Annotated in this window: 23 protein-coding genes, 1 tRNA gene and 1 pseudogene; 8 read left to right on the forward strand and 17 right to left on the reverse strand. The window is 48.8% G+C overall.

What is annotated here, in order from left to right:
* Positions 1-802 precede the first annotated feature (802 nt).
* Positions 803-1207: an IS110 family transposase gene (locus IO95_RS01625; RefSeq protein ID WP_023492879.1), complete on the reverse strand. Its 405-nt coding sequence runs from the start codon at positions 1205-1207 to the stop codon at positions 803-805.
* Between the two features lie 193 nt (positions 1208-1400).
* On the opposite strand from IO95_RS01625, the pseudogene IO95_RS01630 reads away from it, so the two are divergent.
* Positions 1401-1943, forward strand: a pseudogene (locus IO95_RS01630) (site-specific integrase); the annotation flags it as partial.
* A gap of 242 nt (positions 1944-2185) precedes the next feature.
* Here IO95_RS01630 and IO95_RS01635 read toward each other — a convergent pair.
* From IO95_RS01635 to mutY, 4 genes are all read right to left on the reverse strand, one after another.
* Positions 2186-2261: transfer RNA gene (locus IO95_RS01635), tRNA-Phe, on the reverse strand.
* Positions 2262-2389: 128 nt separating this feature from the next.
* Entirely contained in the window at positions 2390-3460 is a 1071-nt protein-coding gene (gene mltC / locus IO95_RS01640) for a membrane-bound lytic murein transglycosylase MltC (RefSeq protein ID WP_023489079.1), read from the reverse strand.
* A gap of 144 nt (positions 3461-3604) precedes the next feature.
* The gene (locus IO95_RS01645) at positions 3605-3877 is read right to left on the reverse strand and encodes an oxidative damage protection protein (RefSeq protein WP_023489078.1); all 273 of its coding nucleotides are present in this window, start codon (positions 3875-3877) and stop codon (positions 3605-3607) included.
* Between the two features lie 43 nt (positions 3878-3920).
* Positions 3921-4976, reverse strand: coding sequence for an A/G-specific adenine glycosylase (mutY, locus tag IO95_RS01650; protein WP_023489077.1), 1056 nt, complete (start codon positions 4974-4976; stop codon positions 3921-3923).
* 175 nt (positions 4977-5151) lie between these two features.
* On the opposite strand from mutY, the gene trmB reads away from it, so the two are divergent.
* The 3 genes from trmB (at position 5152) to IO95_RS01665 (ending at position 6991) form a co-directional block, all read left to right on the forward strand.
* The gene (trmB, locus tag IO95_RS01655; RefSeq protein WP_023489076.1) at positions 5152-5871 is read left to right on the forward strand and encodes a tRNA (guanosine(46)-N7)-methyltransferase TrmB; all 720 of its coding nucleotides are present in this window, start codon (positions 5152-5154) and stop codon (positions 5869-5871) included.
* Positions 5871-6197, forward strand: coding sequence for a YggL family protein (locus tag IO95_RS01660; protein ID WP_023489075.1), 327 nt, complete (start codon positions 5871-5873; stop codon positions 6195-6197). Before trmB ends, IO95_RS01660 begins: the two co-directional genes overlap by 1 nt.
* 77 nt (positions 6198-6274) lie before the next feature.
* Positions 6275-6991, forward strand: a complete 717-nt coding sequence (locus IO95_RS01665) for a DUF2884 domain-containing protein (protein ID WP_023489074.1) — start codon at positions 6275-6277, stop codon at positions 6989-6991.
* 36 nt (positions 6992-7027) lie between these two features.
* Here IO95_RS01665 and hemW read toward each other — a convergent pair whose 3' ends face one another.
* The 6 genes from hemW to IO95_RS01695 all read right to left on the reverse strand — a co-directional run bounded on the left by hemW (position 7028) and on the right by IO95_RS01695 (position 11318).
* On the reverse strand, positions 7028-8164 hold the full coding sequence (gene hemW, locus IO95_RS01670) for a radical SAM family heme chaperone HemW (protein ID WP_037383563.1): 1137 nt from the start codon (positions 8162-8164) through the stop codon (positions 7028-7030).
* A gap of 25 nt (positions 8165-8189) precedes the next feature.
* Positions 8190-8786: an RdgB/HAM1 family non-canonical purine NTP pyrophosphatase gene (gene rdgB, locus IO95_RS01675; protein WP_023489072.1), complete on the reverse strand. Its 597-nt coding sequence runs from the start codon at positions 8784-8786 to the stop codon at positions 8190-8192.
* A gap of 54 nt (positions 8787-8840) precedes the next feature.
* Positions 8841-9140, reverse strand: a complete 300-nt coding sequence (gene yggU / locus IO95_RS01680) for a DUF167 family protein YggU (protein ID WP_037383530.1) — start codon at positions 9138-9140, stop codon at positions 8841-8843.
* Positions 9137-9691, reverse strand: coding sequence for a YggT family protein (locus tag IO95_RS01685; RefSeq protein WP_023489070.1), 555 nt, complete (start codon positions 9689-9691; stop codon positions 9137-9139). Before IO95_RS01685 ends, yggU begins: the two co-directional genes overlap by 4 nt.
* Positions 9692-9772: 81 nt before the next feature.
* Positions 9773-10594, reverse strand: a complete 822-nt coding sequence (gene proC / locus IO95_RS01690) for a pyrroline-5-carboxylate reductase (protein WP_023489069.1) — start codon at positions 10592-10594, stop codon at positions 9773-9775.
* A gap of 28 nt (positions 10595-10622) precedes the next feature.
* Positions 10623-11318 (reverse strand): YggS family pyridoxal phosphate-dependent enzyme, encoded by a 696-nt coding sequence (locus IO95_RS01695; protein WP_023489068.1) that lies wholly within the window; start codon positions 11316-11318, stop codon positions 10623-10625.
* 20 nt (positions 11319-11338) lie between these two features.
* Between IO95_RS01695 and IO95_RS01700 the strand changes: the two genes are divergently transcribed.
* A complete protein-coding gene (locus IO95_RS01700) occupies positions 11339-12376 on the forward strand; it encodes a type IV pilus twitching motility protein PilT (RefSeq protein WP_023489067.1) in 1038 nt (345 codons plus the stop codon).
* On the opposite strand, the gene ruvX is transcribed toward IO95_RS01700, so the two are convergent.
* The 6 genes from ruvX to IO95_RS01730 form a co-directional block, all read right to left on the reverse strand.
* Positions 12342-12761 (reverse strand): Holliday junction resolvase RuvX, encoded by a 420-nt coding sequence (ruvX, locus tag IO95_RS01705; RefSeq protein WP_023489066.1) that lies wholly within the window; start codon positions 12759-12761, stop codon positions 12342-12344. The two genes, IO95_RS01700 and ruvX, sit on opposite strands and share 35 nt — an antisense overlap.
* The gene (locus tag IO95_RS01710; protein WP_023489065.1) at positions 12761-13324 is read right to left on the reverse strand and encodes a YqgE/AlgH family protein; all 564 of its coding nucleotides are present in this window, start codon (positions 13322-13324) and stop codon (positions 12761-12763) included. Before IO95_RS01710 ends, ruvX begins: the two co-directional genes overlap by 1 nt.
* A gap of 101 nt (positions 13325-13425) precedes the next feature.
* Positions 13426-14376, reverse strand: a complete 951-nt coding sequence (gshB, locus tag IO95_RS01715; protein WP_023489064.1) for a glutathione synthase — start codon at positions 14374-14376, stop codon at positions 13426-13428.
* Between the two features lie 33 nt (positions 14377-14409).
* A complete protein-coding gene (gene rsmE / locus IO95_RS01720) occupies positions 14410-15141 on the reverse strand; it encodes a 16S rRNA (uracil(1498)-N(3))-methyltransferase (RefSeq protein ID WP_023489063.1) in 732 nt (243 codons plus the stop codon).
* Positions 15142-15239: 98 nt separating this feature from the next.
* The gene (gene endA / locus IO95_RS01725; protein ID WP_023489062.1) at positions 15240-15938 is read right to left on the reverse strand and encodes a deoxyribonuclease I; all 699 of its coding nucleotides are present in this window, start codon (positions 15936-15938) and stop codon (positions 15240-15242) included.
* A gap of 151 nt (positions 15939-16089) precedes the next feature.
* Positions 16090-16590 (reverse strand): SprT family zinc-dependent metalloprotease, encoded by a 501-nt coding sequence (locus tag IO95_RS01730; protein ID WP_037383534.1) that lies wholly within the window; start codon positions 16588-16590, stop codon positions 16090-16092.
* Positions 16591-16855: 265 nt separating this feature from the next.
* Here IO95_RS01730 and fumA point away from each other — a divergent pair, with 265 nt between their 5' ends.
* The 3 genes from fumA (at position 16856) to IO95_RS01745 (ending at position 24240) form a co-directional block, all read left to right on the forward strand.
* Complete coding sequence (gene fumA / locus IO95_RS01735) at positions 16856-18502, forward strand: class I fumarate hydratase FumA (protein ID WP_023489060.1); 1647 nt, start codon at positions 16856-16858, stop codon at positions 18500-18502.
* Positions 18503-18713: 211 nt separating this feature from the next.
* Positions 18714-23294 carry a CHASE domain-containing protein gene (locus IO95_RS01740; RefSeq protein WP_081878498.1) on the forward strand — a complete coding sequence of 1527 codons (4581 nt, stop codon included), beginning with the start codon at positions 18714-18716 and terminating at the stop codon, positions 23292-23294.
* Positions 23281-24240 (forward strand): diguanylate cyclase domain-containing protein, encoded by a 960-nt coding sequence (locus IO95_RS01745; protein ID WP_023489788.1) that lies wholly within the window; start codon positions 23281-23283, stop codon positions 24238-24240. The genes IO95_RS01740 and IO95_RS01745 overlap by 14 nt, the downstream gene beginning before the upstream one ends.
* Positions 24241-24287: the final 47 nt, after the last annotated feature.

Here is a 24287-nt window from a genome sequence, read left to right on the forward strand (position 1 = left end):
TTTATTATAAAAACTCATTAAACACTCATTATTATAAAAAAATACACTCAAAAAACATTCACTTCGGCTTCTGTTTATGATTTATTAACACTCAATTACTTCTGCATGTTGGTGATCGGAAACTTCGTTATGCTTTTGACAAGGATTACTGAGAAGCATTTTTCGGGAAGATTGCGTTTTAAATCAATTAATTGGCGGGCTGGGGTGCAGGAATGCGGCTATACACCAGGGAGCCCCAGTTTCGCCTCCCTTTTTTTGGCCGGCAGCATTCCACTTAAAGGTGGTTAATCCTATCGAAATTTATACTCGCGATAACGCTCCGATAGTCATGGAGCGTTTTTTATTAAATAAATTTTTAAAACTCATATAGAGTTTTTTGTTGTGGCCGTTATTTTTCTTCCTAGAGTGGAACACCTGTTAACTATCAGGATACCCACGCTATGCACATACCAGAAGGAAACGGTCAGGTTTTTCAACTACTTGATGCAGTTTATATTCGATACAGGTGGCTAGTACCAATCTGGCAAATGAATATTGCTGAAATGTTTTCGCATTTCCGGCAGGTAGTTCTTTGATTACTTTATGGAGCAATCCTGGAGAACATCTGGTGACTTGTGAACAGTTAGTAACATTTGATGCGCTATTAGACCATTATTTTTTCAGTCATGCGGTCCGTAATGACACCGAGTGGAGTTATCGAAAGGTGGTGAGGACTTTTTTAAGGTTTACCACTAAAAATCCGAATGAGGTTGATAACAGAGGGGTGCTCGAATGGCGCAGGCATGTTTTGAAAGAGCAGCAATTACAAGCGACAACCTGGAATAATAAGGTGACGCATACCGAACCCTCGCCGGGCCTCGAGCCTTTTCAGCCACAGACGCAGGCTATCATTGCGCTTTTTCACGCAGCGCATCACCGATCGTGCGCCATGGATGACTAATATTCTCAGGCTGCGATTGTCATTTTTTGTCACAGAGGACAATCTTTGTTTTCCTCCCGAACTATGCTGCCGTGGAACAAGACCGCGCCAAGCGGATAATTCTCTACCACTGGAGAACTGTACTACATCCACTTCACTGATAAATGCCGCAGCAATAAGAGGACCGACACTCGGGATCGTTAATAAATGGCGATATGCAGCCTGTTGTGAAGACAATGCAGCAATTTCGCCATCCAGACAGTTGATCCGTTTATTCAGGGTCTGCATATCTTCCCGCAGTGAATAAAGCAAACGGCGAAGCGTGAAGACGCATCTTCGATAAGTTCTGGTAGTTGCTGCTGAAGGCGCTGGATCCCAACAGGAATAATGAGACCATATTCAGCGAGCAGAGAACGAAACTGGTTAGCCAGCGCGGTTCTCTGCTCAACCATGAGTTGGCGGGTATTCCGCAGTGCTTTGATATCCGGCCTGGTTTTGGCTGACGGTATTAGACACATTAAGTTATACCGGGATGCGCCAGAATCAACTGCTGCATGTGCGGCTGTGCGATGTGAATCTGGAAGAACACTGGATTGATGTGATTACTGCGGGCTCTAAAAATCACCGGGAATTTCGTGTCCCTATTACCTCACGCTTGCGGCCACGGTTGGAGATGTTGGTGATGCGTACTCAGGAGGTTGACGCATCGCCCACTGAACAACTGTTTAATGTGAACCGTTTTGATCTACGACGTAAAGTACAACAGGGGAATGCGTCGCCTGAGCCAATGGGTGTGTACCCGCTGCGCTCTTTTTTCCATCGTCTTTCCCGTGAATGCCGCTTTGCGGTCAGCCCGCACCGTTTTCGGCACACTGTGGCCACTAACTTGATGAAATCACCAGATCGTAATCTGCAGGCCGTCAAACGCCGGTTGGGGCATTCCAGTTTGCGTTCTACGTTGGAGTACATTGATCAGGATATCGATAGCTTACGCGAGTTGCTAGAACAGGAATTGTGGGTTTAGATGGGGGAGGGGAGGAACTTCCCTTGACGCAGTTTGATATTTGAATGTAGAAAATGTAAAACACGTAAGCGAAAAAGCCCACCTGCGGTAACAGGTGGGCTTTTCAAGAGCCTTTTACAACAACCGAGTAATGGTATCACTACATAAAACTACCATTCTGCGTTGGGTTATTGCTAGTTTGTGCTCGCTTTAGAACCCGTCATTTTTTCATCCTGAAAGAATGACAAGCGCTTCTGAATAAGTGGTGCCCGGACTCGGAATCGAACCAAGGACACGGGGATTTTCAATCCCCTGCTCTACCGACTGAGCTATCCGGGCAACGGGCCGCATTAAACCGTATTGCTGGTGTGGCGTCAATCAGTTTCTGCTACAAACAGTTTTACTTGTTCTCTTTTCAGTCAAAATAGTCATTTTTCATCAGGTCATGACAGGGTGATGAGTTATTTTCACCGATATTTTTTCTGGGCGTTGTTGACCTTCACCAGGTAACGGCGTGATTCACTGGCCGGGTGCTTGGTGGTGAGGGTCTGGAAAACATCGCCCGGGGGCATGCTGTTGATAATGCTCGCGGCACGCGCTTTGTCACTGTGGAATACCCGAAGCACGCTGCCTGCGCCACCATTGTATGCGGTGATCACCGCGTAACGGCGTGAAGTCGGGTTTTGAATACCACCCAGATAGTTGTTCTGCAAAATCGCCAGATAGGCGGTGCCGGCATCAATGTTATTTTCTGGATCAAACAGATAGCTGCGGCTTGGAATGCCCGATTTCCCCTTCATCAGGAAAACATCTTTACCGGCAGTATGTTGCATGACCTGCATCAGCCCGAGTGCATCTGAACCGCTTACTGCATAGGGGTTGAAGCTGGATTCAGTCTGCATAATTGCCAGGATCAGCGATTCATCGACACCGTATTTTTGTGAAGCTTTGCGCACCATGGGCAGGTATTTATGCGCACGTTTATCCAGGTGGTTAGGCACCAACTGAATGTTGACCGAGTAGATCACATGCAGGCCAGAGGTGCGGCGTTGTAATTTATGTTGCAGCAGGTAGTCGGCAAACTTAGCAGCGCGCCATTCCCAGCGGATACTCTGGCCTTCATTATCCAGCACCTGCCCATAGAGGAACGGCTCTTTACTGATCTGGATGTCATTGGCATCAGAATAAAGATCAATAGAACCAGGGTCATCCCCAATCAGCAAGGTGGTGATAATCGCCTGACGTAGATGAGCGGCGGGATCGGTAGTGGCAATGGTCTCGACAGTGATGGTGCCTGAAACAAAGTTAATATGGCTTCGGGTTTGATACTGGTCAGTATATTTGACGTAATCTTTGGGGCCAGCGATCAGAACTTCGTTCATTCCCCAGATATTCTCGATGTTGTGGGCAAATTGCCCCATCAGAATGTCAAAGGCGTTGGTGTCTTTGATATAGGCTTCGTTAACTGCTTCATCTTTGTTGCTGGAACAAGAGATCAGCAAAGGTGCTATCACGAGTAACGTTAAAATTTTCTTCATGTCAAAGCCGTATACAATACTTGCTGCGTGACTTGGTCCATCAGGGCCTGGCTCCTGCGGAGCCAGCGTAAGCGTTGTTTAAAACACCCTGCGGTTGTCCTGCAACTGGAATGAACTTAGGTACATAACGCTAGCTGCGTAAATTTACTGACTGGGTGGTGTGTAACCTTCAATATGCACATCGTGCCCTTCGAAAAGATAGTTGATCATCTCTTGTTCCAGCAGTTTGCGGTCATCAATGTTCATCATATTGAGTTTCTTTTCATTGATCAGCATGGTTTGCTTCTTCATCCATTCTGCCCAGGCCTCTTTGGAGATTTCGTTATAGATGCGCTTGCCAATATCACCAGGATAGAGCTGGAAATCCTGCCCGTCGGCGTCACGTTGCAGGAAAGTACAAAAAATGGTTCTGCTCATGCTAATTCCTCATTAATAGTTATACCGAAATAGTGATACCGGCTTAGGGCAGGGACTGTTTCGCCAACTGCTGCAACAGCCTTTCAACAGGCGTTGCCAGCCCGACCGATGGCGGCTGCGCTAAGTTATACCAGAGACCAGCATTCTCATCCATGGCACAAGCGACTTTATCGATGTTTAGCCACATGGGCACAATGTCCAGATGAAAGTGGCTGAAAGTGTGGCGAAATGCCGTCAACTGCTGTAGGTGGTTAGTGCTCAGGCCGCGCTGTTGTAACCAATACGCCAGCTCTTCTTGGGTGCTGAACTGTGGAAAGCAGAATAACCCGCCCCATAAACCTGTGCCTGGTCGCTGTTCCAGCCAGACTTTATCGCTTTGTTGCAACAGCAGGAAGTAGCTGGTTTTTTCTGGCAGGGTCTGTTTCGGTTTTTTGCCCGGATAGTTGGCCCAACTGCTGTTGCCGTTGGCGCTACAACCCAGATTGAGGGGGCAAAGATCACATTTGGGTTTACTGCGGGTGCAAATCATCGCCCCCAGGTCCATCATTGCCTGGTTGTATTGACCAACACCGTCTGCAGGCGTCAGTTCTTCACTCAGTTGCCAGAGGCGGTTCTCCACGTCTTTCTTACCTGGCCAGCCATCGACTGCGTAACAACGTGCCAGTACCCGTTTGACGTTGCCGTCAAGGATGGGGTAGTGCTTCCCCATCGATAAAGAGAGGATCGCCCCGGCGGTTGAACGGCCAATACCAGGCAGAGCGACAATTTCTTCCAGGGTTGTGGGGAACTCGCCGCCGTGTTGTGCCACAATAGTTTGAGCCGCTTTATGCAGGTTTCTGCCGCGTGCGTAGTAACCTAAACCGGTCCAGAGATGCAGCACTTCATCCAATGGTGCTTCAGCAAGGGCGCGCAAGTTTGGAAAGCGTGCCATAAATCGCTGAAAATAGGGGATCACTGTGGCAACCTGAGTTTGTTGCAACATCACCTCAGAGAGCCATACTTGATAAGGTGTTTTATCGAGTTGCCATGGCAGCGTCTTGCGACCATAGCGTTGGTACCACTCAAGCACCAGGTGCGAAAACTGTTGCGCTTGCATCATAAATGGGGGCGTTATCCGGCGGTTAATGATCTTATTGATGGGCGATTGCAGCATAGAGTCAAGGTGCTGTAAACCGGAACTTTCAGGCAAGTAGCGTGATGAATGCTTGCTAAACCAAGGTATCTTTGCATAATGCGCGTTTCCCTAATTGGCAGTTCAACAGATAGAAAGCACTATGATTAATGACGTCATCTCTCCGGAATTTGATGAGAACGGCCGCGCGATGCGCCGTATTCGCAGTTTTGTCCGCCGCCAAGGGCGTTTGACCAAAGGTCAGCAGTACGCGTTGGATAACTATTGGCCGGTCATGGGGTTAGAATATCAAGTTGAACCTGTCGATATGGTGACGCTATTTGGCCGAGAAGCCCCGACGGTACTGGAGATAGGCTTTGGCATGGGGGCGTCTCTGGTCACGATGGCGACCCAAAACCCGCAGCAGAATTTTCTGGGGATTGAAGTTCACTCTCCGGGTGTCGGGGCCTGTCTGGCGGATGCCCATGAAGCGCAATTGAGTAATTTGCGGGTAATGTGCCATGATGCGGTAGAAGTCTTGCAAAATATGATTCAAGACGCTTCACTGGATATGGTGCAGTTGTTTTTTCCCGATCCGTGGCACAAAGCACGGCATAACAAACGTCGCATTGTACAGCCGCCGTTTGTTGAACTGGTGTTAGGTAAATTAAAAATCGGTGGGGTATTTCATATGGCCACCGACTGGCAACCTTATGCAGAGCATATGCTGGAAGTGATGAATAACACCGCCGGGTACCGTAATCTGTCTGTCACTCAGGATTATGTGCCTCGGCCAGAATCACGTCCGCTAACAAAATTTGAATTACGAGGCCAGCGCCTGGGACATGGCGTTTGGGATTTGATGTTTGAGAGGGTTAAATAATGGCTAAGAACCGCAGTCGTCGCTTACGTAAAAAAATGCATATTGACGAGTTTCAGGAATTGGGCTTTTCCGTTGCCTGGTGTTTTGCTGAAGGTACTGCTGTCGAAGATATTGACAGCACATTGGATGCGTTTATTGATGAGGTTATCGAACCTAACGGGTTAGCGTTTGATGGCAGCGGCTACCTACAGTGGGAAGGCTTGGTCTGTTTGCAGCAGATTGGCCATTGTACCGATGCCCAGCGCGACCTGATCAAAAACTGGTTGGAAGCACGCCAGTTGAATGAGGTAAGGGTTAGCGCGTTGTTTGACATTTGGTGGGACTAACCTTGCCAGATAGACCGCAGAACGGGTAACGGGTATCACAGGAAGCTCTTTTAAAGAAAATCAGGTTAATGAAAACCATGTTAAAGAAAACCGCAGTAGCTTTACTGTTGCTGTCTGCGTTGCCGGTTTCTGCGCAGTACCAGTGCAATGTCAGGCCGCAAGATGATGTCATTATCACGCCACATCAGGTGCAAGTGGTGGGAGCAAGTGGGGACCTTAATATTTCCCCTGATGGTGATGTCACGCACAACGGTAAGGTGATGAGCCTGAATGATAACCAGCGTCAAAAGGCGTTTAGTTATCAGCAGGCATTGCGCAAAGATTTACCCTTGATCGAACAAGGGGCACAGCAGCACCTGGAAAAAGCCCGGGTGGCGCTGGATAACGTAATTGTCAAACAGTTGGGTAGCAGCAGTAATGTGCGTAATCGCCTGACCACACTGAATACCCAGCTTAAGCAGCAGATGAATCGTGTTATTGAGCGTCGCAGTGATGGTTTGGCATTTCACCACAAGGCGATCAATCAGGTTGAACAGGATTCACGCAATATTGTGCAGCAGAGTTTGGGCGGTGTATTGCAAGATAGCCTGAACGAAATGGGGATCAAGCAGGTAGCTAATGCTGCAGGCAACCCACTGCAGGCGCTCATGGGTAATTTGGGTGGCTTGCAACAAGCCATTAAAAATGAATGGAGCAGCCAGGAGCAGGGGTTCCAGAACTTTGGCCGCGACGTTTGCAACCGGGTGAGTGCATTAGAAAACCAGCGTAAAGGCCTGATTAAAGCGCTGAAGTAAGGTTTGATAGATATGGGGCAGAGGTTGCCCCATCTATTATTCATCGGCTAAAAAGAGTTCCAGCAGTGAATTAAGGAACAGTTTGCCTTTTTCTGTCACCTGCCAGTATTGCTCAGACTCCAGTAGATAACCGTTGGCCAGTGCCAGTTCCAGTGGGGCGCGGATCACGCTTTCATCCAGCCCGGTATAGCGGGTAAACTCTGCACGAGGTGCCGCTTCCAACAAACGGAAACGGTTCATAAAAAATTCAAACGGCCGATCATCGGCTGCAACCTGGTGCGACTTATCGCGATACTTCCCTTGCATATAGCCACGTGGGTGTTTGGTTTTGCTGGTACGCAGTATGCGCCCATCATCAAAACTCAACTTGCCGTGCGCACCGCAACCAATGCCAAGATAGTCACCAAACCGCCAGTAGTTGAGGTTATGTTGACACTGATAGCCCGGCTTGGCATAGGCAGAGGTCTCATATTGCTGATAACCCGCGTCACTCAATAACTGATGCCCCTGCTCGAAGATATCCCAGAGTGCGTCATCATCGGGTAGTTTGGGTGGGCGTGAGCTGAACAGGGTATTGGGCTCAATAGTCAGCTGATACCACGACAGATGGGGGGGATCCAGCGCAATGGCCTGGCGTAGGTCGTCCAGGGCTTCTGCCAGTGATTGGTCCGGCAAGCCATGCATCAGGTCAAGGTTAAAACTGCGTAACCCAAGCCCTGCTGCCAGGTGTGCGGCGCGTTTAGCCTCATCTGGGCCATGTATGCGGCCCAGGCGGGTTAGTTTTTCGCTGCTAAAGCTCTGTACGCCGATGGAGATGCGGTTCACGCCAGCGCGCAGATAGCCACTGAAACGGTCAACCTCCACCGTGCCTGGGTTAGCCTCCATGGTGATTTCGGCATTATCAGCAACTTTGACCCGTGCTCGCACACCGTCCAGCAGGGCTTGCATGGCTTCTGCGCTTAGCAGGCTCGGGGTTCCGCCACCGATAAACAGGCTACTGATTTCACGGCCACTGGTGAGTGGCAAATCAGCCTCCAGGTCAGCCAACAAATGGTCAACATACTCCTGGTGCGGTACTTCGCCCTTTAACGCATGGGAATTGAAATCGCAGTATGGGCACTTCTGTACACACCAGGGGATGTGAATATAGAGGCTCAGTGGTGGCAGTTGCATGGTTTTAACTGACAATTGCATAGTTTTAACTGGCATTACGCATGGCTTCCAGCATCAGCTTTAATGCTTTACCACGGTGCGAAACGGCGCTTTTTTCATCCCGGGTTAATTCCGCTGCAGTGCTGCCCAATTCTGGTAGGTAGAAGATTGGGTCGTAACCAAAACCGCCCGCCCCGGAGGATTGAAAAGCGATCTCCCCAGCCCAGCAACCATGGAACACTAATGGGGTGGGATCTTCTGCATGGCGCATATAGACCAGTACGCAGTGGAATTGGGCACCACGTTTGCCTGGCGGTACGTCTTGCAGCGTGACCAGTAATTTGTCCAGATTCTGCTGATCGCTGGCTTCCAAACCAGCATAGCGGGCAGAATAAATCCCCGGAGCCCCCCCCAGAGCATCTACCGCCAGACCGGAATCGTCAGCAATGGCTGGCAGGCCAGTAATCTGTGCCGCATGACGAGCTTTCAAGATGGCATTTTCAATAAATGTCAGGCCAGTTTCTTCAGCGGAGTCCACGCCAAGCTCGGTTTGTGCTACCACGTCCAGACCAAAATCGGCTAGCAGATCGGCCAGTTCACGTACTTTGCCCGGGTTGCCAGTGGCAAGAACGACTTTTTGCATAGTGATTACCTTGGAAATTATTTGATGATACCCGTCGTCAATCAAGCGGCCGGGTCAAAATTCGGCCGGATATAGTGCTGCAATCACAGCAGGGATCTGCTGTGGGTTAACAATGCGTAGCTGCTTGTGTCGCCCCAATTCGCCTTTTTCTATCACCACATTGCTCTTCGCCACCCGGAACTGCTTGGCGATAAACTTGACCAAGTGGGTATTGGCCTGACCGTCTACCGGAGGTGCGGTAATGGCGACTTTTATCTCGTCGCCATGCAGGCCAATAATCTGGTCACGGCTGGCTTTAGGCTGGATATAAAGCCTGATAGTCAGCGCGCCGGGCATTGGGGTGACTGCACTCACAGTAGGACCCAGATCTGACCAAACACGTCCGCGCCCAGAGAGTTGAGAAGATAGAGGATCAGGATCACCACCATCGCAGAGAAATCAATCCCACCCATTGCTGGAATCAACCGACGGATCGGGGCCATCAGCGGTTCGGTAAGCTGATGCATAACATAATCAACCGGGCTGCGCCCTTGGCTGACCCAGCTCATTAATGACCGAATGATCACCACCCAGAAAATCAGGTGCCCGGCAGATTTGATCAAGGCGATCAGGCCAAACAGCAAGTTATACAGACTGAGTGACATGCCGCCACTTTGGATCAGCAACAACAGCGGGTACTTGATGGTCATCAGCAGGAAGGCCAGCAATAAAGATGCGCTGTCTACCGGCCCCATAGAAGGAAGAATACGGCGCAATGGCCCAATAATCGGCTGGGTGACCTTTACCACGAACTGTGAGAAGGGGTTATAAAAGTCGGTGCGTGTCAGTTGCATCCAGATGCGCAGCAACAGCACCATCACATAAATATCGATAACAGTTTTGACCAGGAAAGTCAGCGTTAGCATGTAGGTTACCCTTTTCCTTAACTCTTGGTGATGCCCTTGAGAGTTCAAGTTGCTTAGCAACCTGAATACTTTCAGGTACAGTTAAAATGATTTTTCCATTTCCTGCGCACGGGAAACGGCAGCCTGCATCGCTTTAGCGACGGTCTCTGGCAGGTGGTGCTCATTGAATACCCGCAATGCTTCGGCGGTGGTGCCACCTTTAGAGGTTACTTGATCTCGTAGGGTTGCTAAAGATATTTCCGGGTGGGCGCTAGCCAATGCGGCCGCCCCCACAGCGGCCTGTTGCACCAGGTTACGGGCCGCTTGGCTGCTGAAGCCCATACGTTCAGCCTCTTGCTGCATCGCATCCATAAACAGGAAGAAGTAGGCCGGGGCACTCCCCGCAGCGGCTATTACGCCATTGATATCGTTCTCGTCATCGACCCAACAGATTTTACCCACTGAACTCATCAGGCTGCTGGTGTAATCGCGGTCTTGTTGGCTTACCTGAGCCGGTGCATACAGCCCACTGATGCCTTCCCCCACCAGTGCGGGTGTATTGGGCATAATACGCACAATATTCAAGGTGGTGCCGAGCATTTGATAGAATCGGCTGACCAGGATACCCGCTGCAATGGATAACACCAGTTTGCCAGAGAAATTAACCTGCTGTTGTAACGGTTGACAGACTTGCGCCATCATCTGTGGTTTTACCGCCAGCACCACCACATCGGCGGCTTGTGCGCAGGCGATATTGTCGGCGCTGCTGATCACGCCATACTCGGCGGCCAGCGCATCACGCTTGCCCGGTGATGGTGCGCAAACGCTGATGGCGGAAGCCGGATAACCACTGGCAACCAGACCAGCGATAATCGCACGTGCCATATTGCCGGCACCAATAAAGGTTATTTTACGGTGTTGCATGGACTTCCTCATTGGTTGTATGGATTTGTTAGGCCCGAGCGCCAAAAATAGCGGTACCGATACGTACCAAGGTACTGCCCGCGGCAATGGCGGCGGACATATCGTCAGTCATCCCCATCGACAGCGTGTCCACTTGCGGATAACGCTGTTTAAGCGCCTGGTAGGCGCTGTTCATCTGGCCAAATACCGCTAACTGGCGCTGATAATCGCTTTCCGGTGCCGGGATCGCCATCAATCCACGCAAGGTGATATTGGGTAGCGTAGCGATAGCTTCAGCCAAGGGGGCCAGTTCAGTCAAGGCAATGCCTGATTTACTCTGTTCGTCACTGATATTTATCTGGATCAGTACATTAAGCGCTGGCATACCCGTAGGGCGTTGATCGCTGAGTCGCTCGGCGATTCGCAGGCGATCAAGGGTATGGAACCAGTTAAAGTGCTCGGCAACCAGTCTGCTTTTATTGGATTGCAACGGGCCGATAAAGTGCCATTCCAAGCCAATTCCGTTGGGTTGCTGAGCAAAATACTGGATCTTCTCCACACCTTCCTGCACGTAATTCTCACCGAATGCGCGCTGACCTGCCGCGATGGCTTCTGCGATCGCTTCCACAGGTTTGGTTTTGCTGACTGCAAGCAATACCACCTCTTCTGGCGAGCGCGCGCAACTTAGCGCTGCGGTAGCAATACGCCCCCTGACATCTTGCAGGTTCTGTTGGATAGTACTCATAGTTAACCCAGGAGATTGATATGGATATCGATAAATTTGTGGCTCTTAGTGTAAAGCATAATGCTTCAGATCTGCACCTTTGTAGCGGTCATCTGCCCATGTTACGTATTGATGGTGAGTTGCAGGCGGTCGCGGGGGAAGAAATTATCTCGCCGCAGCAGATGGAGGCCGGGTGTAAGCGGTTATTAACGCCAAGTCTGTGGCAGCAATTGCAGCAGGTTGGGCAGCTTGACTTGGCATTGACCCTGGCGGATGGCGTGCGGTTACGGGCTAATTTCTTTTTACAAAACAGTGGGCTTTCCGTCGCGTTACGCAGGATAGCCAGCCATTGCCCAAACCTGGCGGAATTGGCCACACCTGAGATTATCCCCGCTTTGTTACAGCGCTCTGATGGTCTGATATTGGTGACTGGCGCCACAGGCAGCGGCAAATCCACCACCTTGGCGGCCATGATCGATTTTATTAATCAGCATCAGCACCGCCATATTCTCACTTTGGAAGATCCTATCGAGTTTGTTCATCACAGTCGTTGTTGCTTAATTCAGCAACGGGAACTGGGGCGTGATACTCACAGCTTCGACGCTGCATTGCGTGCCGCATTACGTGAAGACCCTGATGTGATCCTGCTGGGGGAGCTGCGTGACACCACCACTATTCGGCTGGCCTTAACGGCAGCGGAAACCGGCCATCTGGTACTGGCGACCCTGCATACGCGTAGTGCAGCACAAGCGGTAGAGCGGTTGGTGGATGTATTCCCCGCAGAGGAAAAACCCTATGTGCGTGCGCAGTTAGCTAACAGCCTGCAAGCAGTGATTGCACAGAAGCTGTTGAGCAGGCCTGGTGGTGGGCGAGTGGCTATTTACGAAATTCTTACCGCCACGGCGGCAGTCAGTAGCATGATCCGTGAGGGGAAAACCCATCAGTTGGCCAGTGTGTTACATAGCGGGGGGCAAGCGGGTATGCAAACCTTTGAACAAGGGTTACAGCAGCGTATTCAAGCGGGGATACTCAGCGGGGGAGGGCCTAAGGATGCTGCTCAAACCAGCTTTCCAGAATAACCACCGCAGAGGCTGAATCCACACTACCTTTGTCGAGCGCCCGGAAACCACCCCGGTCAAACAGGTGTGAACGTGCTTCAACGGTGCTTAAACGTTCATCATGCAGAATTACCTGCACACCAAAGCGACCATGCAGGCGGTTGGCAAATTTACGGGCACGTTCAGTTAACGGTTGCTCAGTGCCATCCATATTCAGAGGCAAACCGACTACCACTAAATCGGGTTGCCACTCTTGCAATAGACGTTCAACTTTTTGCCATTCCGGTACGCCATCCTGTGCCTTGAAGGCAGGTAATGCCCGTGCGGTGCCGGTGATTTCCTGGCCGATAGCCGCACCGATGCTTTTAGTACCGAAATCAAAGGCAATGATAGTACGGTTGGTCATCAGGCATGTCCTGCTTGGTTGGCAATGCTACGAATATCAATCCCTAAGCGGTTTGCAGCTTCGCGCCAGCGGTTAGCGATTGGCGTATGGAACAGGATCTCGTTATCGGCCTCGGTGGTTAGCCAGGCATTAGCCAGCACTTCTTGCTCTAACTGGCCCTTGTCCCAGCCAGCATAGCCGAGTGCAACCAGTACCTCTGCCGGTTGGTTCGGGGTACCGAGCGTTTCCAGTACATCTTTCGAGGTGGTGATCATGGTCGTAGGCGAGATCAGGATGCTGGAATCAAAGCCTTCATGTGGCGTATGCAGAATAAAACCGCGATCATCGGCCAATGGCCCGCCAGAGAATACTGGCTTCTTCAGCTTAATTGATGGGTCGCGCGGTGAAGGCTGGATGTTAAGTTTTTCCAACACCGTTTCAACGGTGAAATGCTCCATCGGTTTATTGATAACCAACCCCATGGCTCCTTCATCGTTATGTTCGCAAACGTATATCACTGCATGCTTAAAGCGCGGATCTTCCATGGCAGGCATGGCGATCAGGAAATGGTGCTGTAAATTCATATGGTTATATAAGTCAGTGGTTTTTAATTAGGGATAGTCAATATACTCTAAATAATTCGAGTTGTTATAGCATCCCCTTTCAGAGAAAGGGGATGGGGTAGTTAGCTTTTCGCCAGGCGCTTTTCAATGGCATCCATCAACATGCCGGTGATGGAAACCGGGAAGGCGGCTTCGATCTCGCGAGCGCAAGTTGGGCTGGTGACGTTGATCTCAGTGAGGCGGTCGCCGATCACATCCAATCCAACAAAAATCAATCCTTTCTCTTTGAGGGTTGGGGCCACTGCACGGGCAATTTCCCAATCACTGGCACTTAGCGGGCGAGCCTCACCCCGGCCACCTGCTGCCAGGTTACCACGGGTTTCCCCCTGTGCCGGGATACGTGCCAGGCAATAAGGCACGGGTTCACCATCTACCACCAGAATACGTTTATCCCCGTCCTTAATCGCTGGCAGGAAGTTCTGTGCCATACAGAAACGGCTACCGTGTTCGGTCAGGGTTTCGATAATTACCGACAGGTTCGGATCATCCTGCTTAATACGGAAGATGGAAGCTCCCCCCATACCATCAAGCGGCTTGAGGATAATATCGCCATGCTGCTGGTGGAACTCACGAATACGGGCTGCACTGCGGCTGACCAGGGTGTCTGGTGTCAGTTCTGGGAACCAGGCGGTAAACAGTTTTTCGTTACAGTCACGCAGGCTCTGCGGTTTGTTGACCACCAGGGTTCCTTTCACTTCTGCACGTTCTAGAATATAGGTGGCATAAATGAATTCGGTGTCAAATGGCGGATCCTTACGCATCAGGATCACATCCAGCTCATGCAGTGGCAGGTCTTGCTCAGTGCCAAAATTGAACCAGTTCTCCTGGTCTTGTTTTACCGTCAGTTGTCGAGTGCGGGCTCTGCCCTCACCGGCATGCAGATAGAGGTCACCCATCTCCATATAGTGAATTTGCCAACCACGGCGTTGTGCTTCAAGTAGCATGGCAAAACTGGTGTCTTTTTTGATATTGATGGATGCAATAGGGTCCATCACGATGCCGAGCTTGATCATCTCTTCTCCTTACAAACCTGTTATCACAGGCTATTAGCCCAGGTCGCCGAAACGTACCTGCAAGGCGGTAATTGCGGTGAGGGCGGTGGTTTCGGTACGTAAAACCCGCGGCCCTAACAGAATATCAGTAAATCCATAACCTGCAGTCATGGCAATTTCATCGCTGGATAATCCCCCTTCTGGCCCAATCAGTAACCGCACATGCTTCACCGGTAATGGTAGTGTATTGATGCTTTGGCTCGCGCGAGGGTGCAGATTCAGTTTGAGGCTATCATCTTGTTCTGCGCACCAGTCTGATAGTGACATGGCGTCACGGATTTCTGGAATGCGGTTGCGACCACATTGCTCGCAGGCGGCGATGGCAATTTTTTGCCACTGTTGGCGTTTTTTGGCCAAGCGTTCACCAGCAAGCGTAACACCACAACGCTCGGAAAACAGCGGGGTGATGAGGTTAACGCCTAGCTCAATAGACTTTTGGATGGTGAACTCCATTTTATCCCCACGGGAGATAACCTGGCCAAGGTGCAGATTGAGCGGTGATTCACGGTCTTCCCACTGCGCGCCGTGAACCTGAACCAGCAGATTCTTTTTATCGGCCCGGGTGATTTCGGCATCAAATATCTGGTTGCTGCCGTCGAACAACTGCAATTTTTGCCCAGTGCTCATGCGAAGTACTCGGCCAACATGATTAGTCGCATCCTCGCTCAGAGCGATTTCGCTATTAGCGCTCAATGGGGCAGGATGGTAAATGCGAGGTATACGCATAATGGTTCTCAGATCCTGGCTTGATGAAAGTGCGCTGTTTTCAGGCAGCGCGAACGTATTTACGCATTAAAGTACTATAGTAGGTCAGCAATAGTAGGTCAGTCTTTTCGTTGCTGACAAGCCTGTTGAATATACGGGTTATTATTGCCTTGTACGAGGGCGATACGCGCTTCTCTTTGGCATTCCCAGAGGCTGACGGGGTACTGACGGTCCCAAGCGTCAAACAGTTGGGTTTGCTGCCGTGAAAGTTGCAGGTGATAACGGTCACGCATATAGAAGTAAGTACGGGCAATGGCACCGCGCGCACGGGCTGGCGGCTCTGCCTGTTTATTTTTGAAATCGACTTTCATTGGGCATTGGCCGTATTGACCTTCCCCACCATTCCATTGGCTGAACATAAAATTATTGCGGTCACCATTCACTTCGCCGATGGCGGGTTGCAGGTTATGCAGGTCAGTTTCCATTTGGCGATAAACGGGGTCTTTATCGCAGTTCTTGCGGCCACCGTTTTGCCAGCATTGCAATTGGTGGCCAAACTGCCAGGCCGGGACCACATGTTCCCATTCAATGCGCTCAGCACGCTGAGTATTTTTACGCACCTGATAACCGCAACTGGTGAGGTCAGGAATACCCTGTTTTCCCTGCCAATGGATCTGACAGCCACAGTAGAAGCTACCTGGGGCATCTTGATTGATTTTAGCTGCGGCGGCTTTGGCTTGGGTGAAGTTATTAATACCTTGTGCCAAGGCGCTGCTGGAGAGGGCTAAGGCCACTATAAATAAAATTTTGCGAGGCATATTCCAAAACTGTTTGAAATGGCAAAGTAGGCAGGGTAGTCGAAGTTATCGGCAGTAGCAAATGGTGATATACCCGTCGTGAATCAAACGGCGGGATGTGAGTAGAAACTTATATGCGTTTGCGGGTGAATTTGTACACGCTTACTGGTTGTCAGCCTGAAAATAACAGTTTTTCACCACATTGGCGGCAACGGTACTCGCTCTCGCTACGCATCACTCGGTTATGGCGGCGCAGCGTCAACTGATGCTGCTGGCAAGCGCAGCGATAAGGAAAGGTTTTGCTCTGTACCGAGCTGACTTCAAATCGGTGGGTGCGGCGGGCGGAAACCAGTAGCACTTGCTCCATCATCCAGCGCCATTCTCGACCATGGGGTGCAACGCGGCCAAAATGGCGGAACACCAGCAAATGGGCCAACTCATGGGGGACGACCTCATCAATAAACGGCTGTTGGTTTTCCAGCAATAACACCGGGTTGAGGCGGATTTCCCAGCTTTGTAACCAGGCGGTACCCGCGCTGGTGCCCCGTTGCTGGTAAATGACTTTCGGTTCAGGAAATTCAACGGCTAAATGCTGCTGCGCCAATTGTAATTTATCCCGTAGGCAGCGCATCACCGCTTGTTGTAGTGCAATGGGGACTCTTATTCGGTTCATTGATGTTAGCTTAAGTAATGAGGCAATGGCTGGCAAAAGGGGATATGAACGGAGATGATATACCGTAGTAATGGAGATTTCATCAGGTAGGATAAAACACACCGTTATTGCTAAGCTACTGAGTTAATCGCGGCTATTTTGCGATTTAGCGCAACGACTGATGGCCTGAAAATACGTAAGGTATAGAGAGTTTTTGACGCAGCGCGCTCTGAGCATGCAGAGCACGTGTGAATTTAACGCAGCTGATGTTGCAAGTGAGAGATCAATGTCGAATAAACCGTTTTATTACCAAGACCCGTTCCCACTAAAGGCAGACGATACGGAATATTACCTATTAAGCCGCGATTATGTTTCCATCGATCAGTTTGCTGGTCAGGAGGTGCTTAAGGTTGATCCGCAAGCTTTGACGCTGGTTGCTCAGCAGGCTTTTCACGATGCCTCATTTATGCTGCGTACCGGTCATCAACAACAAGTTGCTGATATTCTGCATGACCCAGAAGCCAGCGAGAATGATAAGTATGTTGCCTTGCAATTTTTGCGCAATTCCGAAATTGCAGCCAAGGGCATTTTGCCTACCTGCCAGGATACCGGCACCGCAATTATTGTAGGTAAGAAGGGGCAGCGTGTTTGGACCGGTGGTGGCGACGAAGAAGCCTTGTCACGTGGGGTATACAACACGTTTATTACCGATAATCTGCGTTATTCGCAAAATGCCGCACTGGATATGTATAAAGAGGTCAATACCGGTTGCAATCTGCCGGCGCAGATTGATCTCTATAGTGTGGATGGGGAAGAGTATAAATTCCTGTGTATTGCCAAAGGTGGCGGTTCAGCCAATAAAACGTATTTGTACCAAGAAACTAAAGCGTTGTTGTCACCAGGCAAGTTGAAAGATTATCTGGTGGATAAAATGCGTACTCTGGGGACATCGGCGTGCCCACCGTACCATGTGGCTTTTGTTATCGGTGGTACTTCTGCCGAAGCGACACTGAAAACCGTCAAGCTGGCTTCAACGAAATATTATGATGGCTTGCCAACAGAAGGTAATGAGCACGGTCAGGCGTTCCGCGATGTGGTTCTGGAAGAAGAACTGCTGAAAGAAGCTCAGAAACTGGGCATCGGGGCGCAGTTTGGGGGTAAATATTTCGCCCATGATGTTCGTGTGGTGCGTTTACCACGTCATGGGGCTTCTTGCCCTGTCGGGATGGGGGTTTCCTGTTCAGCCGATCGTAATATCAAAGCCAAGATCAACCGTGAAGGTATCTGGCTGGAAAAACTGGAACATAATCCAGGCCGGTTTATTCCGCAAGAACTGCGTCAGGCGGGGGAAGGTGAGGCCATCAAAGTGGATCTTAACCGCCCAATGGCTGAGATCCTCAAGCAGTTGTCACAATACCCGGTCTCAACTCGTCTTTCTTTGAGTGGAACTATTATTGTTGGGCGAGATATTGTTCACGCCAAGTTGAAAGAGCGGCTAGATCGTGGTGAAGACTTGCCACAATACATAAAAGACCACCCGATCTATTATGCAGGCCCGGCCAAAACACCAGCAGGTTATCCTTCGGGTTCTTTGGGGCCAACAACCGCTGGGCGTATGGATTCTTATGTCGATCAGTTGCAGTCTCATGGGGGCAGTATGATTATGCTGGCCAAGGGGAATCGCAGCCAGCAGGTGACTGATGCTTGTCACAAGCATGGTGGGTTCTACTTGGGGAGTATCGGTGGCCCGGCAGCCGTTTTGGCACAGCAGAGTATCAAGAGCCTGGAGTGTGTGGAATATCCTGAGTTGGGTATGGAAGCGCTCTGGAAAATTGAAGTGGAAGATTTCCCAGCCTTTATTTTGGTGGATGATAAAGGCAACGATTTCTTCCAGCAGGTTCTGTCATCACAATGTACAGCTTGTGTGAAGTAACCCAGCCCGGTTGATTCAAGTTGTAGCCTGACTACCATCGAGAGGCCCATTGCTGGGCCTCTTTCTTTCTGTGCCACAGTAGCCTAATTCCGCCGTAGCCGATATTTCTGGAGTCCAGAGTTTGTTAACCCACTCGATGATTAAACGCCTTGAATCATAGGGTATTACAACTATGCTTAATTCATTATTGATGACTGAAAAGTGATGTCGCATGACGAGGCCACAGCCAGAAGAGGCTACCCGCACAGCCAGAGGTAAGTTCTCTTTCGCCAAAAATCGGTTAATAAAAATTAATCTACTGCCATTGATGTTATTTATCGTTGGGGTGGCTTTGTCTGCAGTTGGCACTTGGCAGATCTACCGTGAAATAGAAGATCATGCCAAAATTGAGTTTAAAAATGATGTAGAAAGGGTCTCCGGGGAACTGGTTCGTCGTTTCCTACAAACGGTAAATGGTTTGAATGGTGCGCGCGGAGTTTATGCGACTAATAATCATTTAACTCGAGCGCAGTTCCGCGCTTATGTGGCTTCACGTGACTTGCCAGTGGACTTTCCTGGTGTAAGAGGGTTTGGTTTTATTCAACGGGTTGAGCGTAATAATCTCGATGAATTTATAAAAGCCGTTAGGGCGGATGGGGCACCTGAATTTACTCTTCGTCAGCTGAATGATAAAAATTACAATGATCTGTATATCATCAAATTTCTCGAGCCAGCCAAAGGTAATAAAGGTGCTGAGGGGTTAGATATTGGCTCGGAAGCGGTGAGACGGGCGGCTGCATTATCGGCTATTAATACGGGGAATGCGACATTAACGGGTGCCGTTAGTCTGGTTCAAGAGAGCCGTAAAATCCCAGGGGTACTATTATATGTTCCGGTTTACGCCACAGGGAGTATGCCGACTACTCCTGAACAGCGGCAGGAATCACTGGTAGGGTTAGTCTATTCACCAATCGTGATATCAGATCTATTAAATGATATTCCTGAGTTTGTTAATAGAAGAGTCAATATAGAACTGTTTGATAGTATAAATAATATATCCACACAGAATTTGATTTTTGATGCATCCGCCAATAAAGAGTCTGATTTTATCACTAAAGAAGCAAAAAAAGATCAGTTTGAGGCTGACGGCGAGTTTGTTGACACCAGCATATTGCATCTTCCTGGCCGCGATATGACACTAAGAGTCAGTCGGTTTGCAAACTATGAAGATACGACCGAACGTTATGCCTCTTGGTTGTTATTTTTACTCGGCTGTTTGTTAAGTGGCGTGTTGGCACTGTTTCTCCGCCAGCAAATTAATGGTCGCTATCGTGCCGAACGCTTGGCTTATAATATGACGGCTGATCTTGAACGGCTGGCCTTGGTGGCTAAAAACACCTCTAACGCAGTGGTTATTACTGATATAAACCGCTTGATTGTTTGGGTTAATGAGGGGTTTGAGCGCATTACGGGGTACAGTAAAAGTGAAGTGCTCGGTAAATCACCAGGAGCATTATTACAGTGTGCGAACAGTGATAAAAAAGTTTTGGCGCAAATGGGAAACGCTTTATATGCCGGAGAGTCGTTTAAAGGAGAAATCATCAATTGTTCCAAATCGGGTAAGGAGTACTGGATTGAGCTGGAGATCCAGCCGCGTTACAACGATAAGAATGAAGCCATCGGTTTTATGGCAATTGAATCGGATATCAGTGAACGTAAAGCCACTTACTTCCGTTTGGAAGCTGCTTTGCGAGAAAACAATGCCTTGCTCAGTACACTTAATTTATATGGTATCGTCTCTTCTGCAGACTGTAATGGGCAGATTATTGATGTTAATGATGCCTTCTGTAGCATCAGTGGCTATAAGCGCGAAGAGTTGATTGGCAACAATTACCGGATGCTGGAGTCTCATGCGCATTCGCTCGAATTCTGGTTATCCATGTGGAGTGATATCTCGAGTGGAATTCCCTGGCGGGGGGTTATTTGCAATAAATCGAAGAGCGGCGAACTCTATTGGGTCGATACCACTATTGCGCCTTTTAAAAATAGCGCGGGTGAAATTGACCGCTATGTCTCTATTCAGACGGATATTACCGCCAGCAAAAATCAACAAGCCAGTTTGATTATCGCGCGTAATCAATTAGTCAGGGCGGCAGATGTTGCTGAGTTGGGTGTTTGGTCCTGGAATATTCCTGAAGGTACGCTCTCTTTTGATGAGCGGATGAATGATATCTATGCATTACCGCTTGAATTACGCCATGGCCCTATTTCACAGGATTATTGGTTTGATTTATTGCACCCTGAAGATCGTCAGGATGTCGCATCTGCTTTAAACCAAGCATTAGAAGGTGAAGATGTTTACCGCCAAGACTTTAGGGTGGTTATTGATAATCAAGTACGCTTTATTCAATCCACCGGTACCGTGGAGCGGGATGAGAATGGGCACCCTGTGTTGATGATGGGTATCAATCGCGATATTACTCAGCAACGTGAGAATGAAAATATACTGCGTGCAGCCAGGCAGGCAGCAGAAGAGGCCAATAGCGCCAAATCTGCATTCTTAGCGACCATGAGCCATGAACTGCGCACCCCAATGAACGCTATTCTTGGCATGATGACACTACTGAGAAAAACCGGGTTAAATACCAAACAGGCAGATTATGCGGTCAAAATTGAAGCAGCGGCACGCTCACTACTGCATCTGCTTAATGACATTCTAGACTTTTCAAAAGTTGAATCAGGCAAGATGGTATTGGAATGTATTCCATTTAATATTCATGAAATGCTGAGGGATCTGTCGGTTATTTTATCCGGTAATTTGAAAGTTAAAAGTGTCGAAGTTTTATTTGATATTGATCCGCAACTACCCACTTTTGTTGAAGGGGATAGCATGCGGTTGCAGCAAGTATTAACCAATCTTGGCAGTAATGCGCTGAAATTTACTGAGAAAGGTGAAGTGGTTCTGTTTATCAAGGTGGTGAAGAAAGAGAGTCATTATGTGACGTTGCAGTTTGGGGTCCGTGATACCGGAATTGGAATTGCTCCTGAGCACCAAGAGAGAATATTCAGCGCATTTACTCAAGCAGAAGCTTCCATCACCCGCCGATTTGGTGGTACTGGGCTAGGGTTGGTCATCAGCCAGCGTTTTGTCAGCTTGATGGGGGGAACATTACAGCTGGAAAGCCAGCTCGGGTTTGGTAGCCTGTTCCATTTCACGGTGACTCTGCCAATACCTTCTCAGCCGCTTTCAGGGCCGCAAATTTCAGAGTCCTTGGCAAATAAAGTCAATGTCCTGCATCAGCTACGCGTGTTGGTTATTGATGATAATTTGACCTCTTGTAATCTGATTAAACGGATGGGGGAGTCACTCAACTGGACAGTTGATGTGGCAACCAGCGGCAATGACGCTTTGCAATTGATTAATACACAGCGTGAGCAAGGAATGACTTACGGTGCATTATTTATTGACTGGAAAATGCCTGGCTTAGATGGTTGGCAGACCAGTAAAGCCGTGCGTGAACTGATGTCGAAAGGTAACTCGCCAATGATTGTGATGATTACTGCTCATGGTCGCGAAATGTTGTTAGCACGCAGTGAAGAAGATCAAACATTGATTGACGGTTATCTGATTAAACCGATTACTGCCTCGATGTTGCTGGATTCAGTTACTGACGTGTTAAGTCATAATAATCAGTCAGACAATTCAAAGATGGTGCAGCAGACATCCTCTCATCGATTAGAGGGCATCAGGTTGTTGGTGGTTGAAGATAATTTAAATAATCAGCAAATCGCACGAGAGTTATTGGAGGATGAAGGAGCTATTGTTCAGATTGCTAATCAAGGGCTAGAAGCCATTGATATACTTCAGGATAACTCGGCTTTATTTGATGTGGTGCTGATGGATTTACAAATGCCGGTCATGGATGGTTTAACGGCTGCGCGCTATATTCGTGGCACTTTAGGGTTGGCTGATTTACCGATTATCGCCATGACGGCCAATGCGATGACTTCTGACCGTGATGCTTGTTTAGCCGCAGGGATGAACGATCATATCGGCAAGCCCTTTGAGCTGAATAATTTGATCCGGGTGATTCGCAAGTACAGTAAACGCCCTGAATTGGTGCTGGTTGCCAGTGAAAATTACCCTAGTTCACCATTAGGACAGGAATGGAAAAATGTAGCGGCTGCCGCAGGTATTGATTTTACCTCTGCCATTGATCGATTAGGTGGCGACATTGAACTTTATCAGAATATGTTGTTGTTGTTTTCCTCCGAATTGGCTGATTTCCCGCAGCAGTTGGATAAATTTGTGGTTCAGCAGGATTGGCCCGCTTTATCGCGGTTGTTGCACACCCTTAAAGGGTTGGCGGCGCAATTGGGGGCACCTTACTTATCGCAGATGGCCAGTGATGGCGAGCAATTGTTGAAGAACTCACCAACACTGCCATCAGAAGGGATGGCTAGGTTGTTTGATGAGGTAAAAAATGAAGCACAATCAATACAGATGGCATTGGTACAGCTAAGTCAGTTATCACCTGATGATGTACATCAGGCAGCGTCAAAAGAAGAGACAGACACGCATCCTATTCTTTCTGAGTTGAATGCTTTGATAGCCTTGCTGCAAAATTCAGATATGGCGGCATTAGAGGTGATGCGTAAATTGCAAACGAACTTTGGTCATCATTTTGGTGAACAGTTGCGCCCATTAAGTGATGCAATCAATCAGTTAGATTTTACTCTGGCGATTGAAGTAAGCCAGGCATTGTTAAGTGCGCTTTCTATTCAGGGAGAGAGCCATAATGCCAATAAGTAATCTACCTGAGTTGGATTCAACACTGTTTTTTCCACAACAGGGAACGGCGAAGCTGCTGATTGTGGATGATCACCCGATCAATATTCAGATGCTATATCAAGTGTTTTCCGCCGATCATCAAGTTTATATGGCGACGAATGGTAAGCAGGCTCTGGAGGTCTGTTTAAAGCAGCAGCCAGATTTGATTTTGCTGGATATTGAAATGCCTGATATCAGTGGCTATGAGGTGTGTGCACAATTGAAGGCGATGCCTGAAACCAAAGATATTCCGATTATTTTTGTTACCTCCCATAGTAATGAAGAAACTGAAACGCGTTGTTTCCAAGAAGGGGCAGCTGATTTTGTCAGTAAGCCGATCAATAGAAATACAGTTAAAGCCAGGGTTCATACCCAGTTGTTATTGCGGGCACAAGCGAACTTATTGCGACAATTACTTTATTTTGATGAGGTCACCGAGGTTCATAATCGCCGTTACTTTGATGAGCGATTACATCAGGAGTGGCAGTTTGATAGCCAGGCACCGCTGAGCTTGATTCTTATTGATGTTGATTTTTTTAAAAAATATAACGAATTGTATGGGCACCAGGAGGGAAACATTAGTCTGCGGCGTATTGCGAAGTCAACGCAGTTGGTTGTTACGCGGCCAAGAGATGTTGTTGCACGTTATGGTGATGAAAACTTTGCCTGTTTACTGCCTAATACCGAATTTAATCATGCGATGGCGATAGCCGAGAAGATAAGAGCACAAATTATTGCTCTTGAGATCCATCATAGTGATTCGTTTGTATCGCCGTTTGTCAGCGCTAGTCTGGGCGTCTGTTGCCGAGGAGCCCAGAGCTCAGGGAGCCTTGATGATTTTTTGCACCAGGCAGCAGAACAATTATATAAGGCGAAGAAAAATGGCAAGAACCAGGTTTGCGGGGCGCTGTTAGGCTCTATCGGTTAATCGGTTAATCGGTTAATTGATTTGTTGGTAATTGCATTATTCAGAAA

This window comes from Serratia sp. DD3, assembly GCF_000496755.2.

What these genes read in the sequence shown, in the direction of transcription:
- ruvX (WP_023489066.1), bottom strand. Translation starts at nt 12,761, where the DNA reads ATGACCAACCGTACTATCATTGCCTTTGATTTCGGTACTAAAAGCATC.
- mutY (WP_023489077.1), bottom strand. Translation starts at nt 4,976, where the DNA reads ATGATGCAAGCGCAACAGTTTTCGCACCTGGTGCTTGAGTGGTACCAA.
- rdgB (WP_023489072.1), bottom strand. Translation starts at nt 8,786, where the DNA reads ATGCAAAAAGTCGTTCTTGCCACTGGCAACCCGGGCAAAGTACGTGAA.
- trmB (WP_023489076.1), top strand. Translation starts at nt 5,152, where the DNA reads ATGATTAATGACGTCATCTCTCCGGAATTTGATGAGAACGGCCGCGCG.
- IO95_RS01745 (WP_023489788.1), top strand. Translation starts at nt 23,281, where the DNA reads ATGCCAATAAGTAATCTACCTGAGTTGGATTCAACACTGTTTTTTCCA.
- IO95_RS01740 (WP_081878498.1), top strand. Translation starts at nt 18,714, where the DNA reads ATGACGAGGCCACAGCCAGAAGAGGCTACCCGCACAGCCAGAGGTAAG.
- IO95_RS01730 (WP_037383534.1), bottom strand. Translation starts at nt 16,590, where the DNA reads ATGAACCGAATAAGAGTCCCCATTGCACTACAACAAGCGGTGATGCGC.
- hemW (WP_037383563.1), bottom strand. Translation starts at nt 8,164, where the DNA reads ATGCAACTGCCACCACTGAGCCTCTATATTCACATCCCCTGGTGTGTA.
- IO95_RS01685 (WP_023489070.1), bottom strand. Translation starts at nt 9,691, where the DNA reads ATGCTAACGCTGACTTTCCTGGTCAAAACTGTTATCGATATTTATGTG.
- mltC (WP_023489079.1), bottom strand. Translation starts at nt 3,460, where the DNA reads ATGAAGAAAATTTTAACGTTACTCGTGATAGCACCTTTGCTGATCTCT.
- fumA (WP_023489060.1), top strand. Translation starts at nt 16,856, where the DNA reads ATGTCGAATAAACCGTTTTATTACCAAGACCCGTTCCCACTAAAGGCA.
- endA (WP_023489062.1), bottom strand. Translation starts at nt 15,938, where the DNA reads ATGCCTCGCAAAATTTTATTTATAGTGGCCTTAGCCCTCTCCAGCAGC.
- proC (WP_023489069.1), bottom strand. Translation starts at nt 10,594, where the DNA reads ATGCAACACCGTAAAATAACCTTTATTGGTGCCGGCAATATGGCACGT.
- IO95_RS01660 (WP_023489075.1), top strand. Translation starts at nt 5,871, where the DNA reads ATGGCTAAGAACCGCAGTCGTCGCTTACGTAAAAAAATGCATATTGAC.
- rsmE (WP_023489063.1), bottom strand. Translation starts at nt 15,141, where the DNA reads ATGCGTATACCTCGCATTTACCATCCTGCCCCATTGAGCGCTAATAGC.
- IO95_RS01625 (WP_023492879.1), bottom strand. Translation starts at nt 1,207, where the DNA reads ATGCAGACCCTGAATAAACGGATCAACTGTCTGGATGGCGAAATTGCT.
- IO95_RS01695 (WP_023489068.1), bottom strand. Translation starts at nt 11,318, where the DNA reads ATGAGTACTATCCAACAGAACCTGCAAGATGTCAGGGGGCGTATTGCT.
- IO95_RS01665 (WP_023489074.1), top strand. Translation starts at nt 6,275, where the DNA reads ATGTTAAAGAAAACCGCAGTAGCTTTACTGTTGCTGTCTGCGTTGCCG.
- IO95_RS01710 (WP_023489065.1), bottom strand. Translation starts at nt 13,324, where the DNA reads ATGAATTTACAGCACCATTTCCTGATCGCCATGCCTGCCATGGAAGAT.
- IO95_RS01700 (WP_023489067.1), top strand. Translation starts at nt 11,339, where the DNA reads ATGGATATCGATAAATTTGTGGCTCTTAGTGTAAAGCATAATGCTTCA.
- IO95_RS01645 (WP_023489078.1), bottom strand. Translation starts at nt 3,877, where the DNA reads ATGAGCAGAACCATTTTTTGTACTTTCCTGCAACGTGACGCCGACGGG.
- gshB (WP_023489064.1), bottom strand. Translation starts at nt 14,376, where the DNA reads ATGATCAAGCTCGGCATCGTGATGGACCCTATTGCATCCATCAATATC.